Here is a 1,609-nt window from a genome sequence, read left to right on the forward strand (position 1 = left end):
CCTCGTCGGCTTCGTCGACGACGAGATGGAGCGCCGCCTTGTTGCGGGCGTAGAGGTGCTCCAGGAAAGGCGTGAGGAATCGGTTCTTCTCGCCGCCGGTCATCTCCGATGTATCGATGATGGCTTGGACATCGCGGTCGGCGAGCGCCAGGGCGAGAGCCTTACCGGCCTCGCCGGTCGGGTCGATCGGGATATCAGCGTGGTCGCCGCCGAAGATCAAGACGGGAAAGCCGCCCTCGGCGCCACCATCGGCCCCGGCGCGCAGCCCGTACCATGCGCCGGTTGGATCCAGGATGATGACGCGGCGGCCGAGCTCGAGCAGCCGTTCAACCGCGCCCTTCGCGGCAAAAGTTTTACCGGCGCCGGTTGTGCCGACGATGGCGGTGGGCTTGTCCAGGAAGGGCGCGATATCCATCGTGGTCCCTCAGCTCGAAACCAGTTCGAAGCGGGTGCCGGTCTTGTCGGTGACGACAGGACCCTTTCCCTTCTTGCCGGCTTCAATGATGGGAACACCGGTGATCTTCAGCACTTCACCTTTGGCGTTGAAGCCGTTGATCGTGATCGATGCGCTGGCCCGCTTTGCCGACCAGTTCATGACCTTCTTCGGTACTGCCATTTCCATGCTCCTCATGCTCACCGCCGGCGTCATGCCGGTCGGGATTCACATCACAACGGTGATTTTCTCGGCCGCGCGGGTCAGGCCGGTGTAAAGCCAGCGCGCGCGGTCGGATTGGAAGTTGGGGCTTTCGTCGAACAGGCAGACGGTCTCCCATTGGGAACCCTGCGCCTTGTGCACTGTCAGCGCGTAGCCGTAGTCGAACTGCTGGGTTCCGTTGAGCTCGCGCCACGGGATCTCATTACCGGCGCCCTCGAAGAACTCCTTCCGCACTTTGATCTCCACGGGCTCTGTCGAATCGAAATCGAGCGAGGAGACATGCATGCGGATGCAGTGGTCATTGAGGTGACCCTTGCGGCGCTTCAGCAGTTCGATGACGCGCCAGAGACCCCCGTTGAAGATGCCCTTGTTGCGGTCATTCTTCAGACACACCAGCTGGTCGCCGGGCTCCGGCATCGTACTGGAGCGGCCGTGGAGCGCCCGCATCCTGGTATTGTAGCTCGCTCGTGTCTTGTTCAGGCCGACGAGGACCTGGCCGGCCTTCATGACGTGATCCTGCGTCAATGCGGAACGGCGGATCACCTCGCTGATGCCGTAGACGCCATAATCGAGCCGACCGCCCTCGCGGATCGTCGTCGCCATCCTAACGATCGGGTTTTCCGCGGCCTGCCGGTGGATCTCGGTCAGCATGATGTCGGGGTCGGCGTTCGTGAAGAAGCCGCCGCCCTTTACCGGCGGTAGCTGGGCGGGATCCCCCAGCACCAGCACGGGGACACCGAACGAGAGGAGGTCCTTGCCGATCTCCTCGTCGACCATGGAACACTCGTCGACCACGAAGAGTGCGACGTCGGCGAGCTCGTCGACATCCTTGACGACGAACTTCTTGACGCCGGTCTCGTGGTTGAATTCGACATCGTAGATCGAGGCATGGATCGTCATGGCGTTGCGGCAACCGTTCTTGCGCATCACCATCGCGGCCTTGCCGGTATAGGC

3 protein-coding genes are annotated in these 1,609 nt (G+C 62.5%); all 3 read right to left on the minus strand.

Annotated elements, in window-relative coordinates:
• Positions 1-415 (minus strand): DUF87 domain-containing protein (locus FJ980_RS30960; protein ID WP_140547353.1); only part of this gene is annotated, 415 nt, incomplete at its 3' end.
• Between the two features lie 9 nt (positions 416-424).
• On the minus strand, positions 425-616 hold the full coding sequence (locus tag FJ980_RS30965) for a hypothetical protein (RefSeq protein ID WP_140547354.1): 192 nt from the start codon (positions 614-616) through the stop codon (positions 425-427).
• A 45-nt stretch (positions 617-661) separates the two neighbouring features.
• A partial coding sequence (locus FJ980_RS30970; RefSeq protein ID WP_140547355.1) for an ATP-binding domain-containing protein occupies positions 662-1,609 on the minus strand: 948 nt, incomplete at its 5' end.

Source organism: Mesorhizobium sp. B1-1-5 (genome assembly GCF_006443065.1).
GTDB lineage: Bacteria > Pseudomonadota > Alphaproteobacteria > Rhizobiales > Rhizobiaceae > Mesorhizobium.

Excerpts from the sequence above, each read along its gene's own strand:
- FJ980_RS30965 (WP_140547354.1), bottom strand. The coding sequence starts at position 616 with ATGGCAGTACCGAAGAAGGTCATGAACTGGTCGGCAAAGCGGGCCAGC.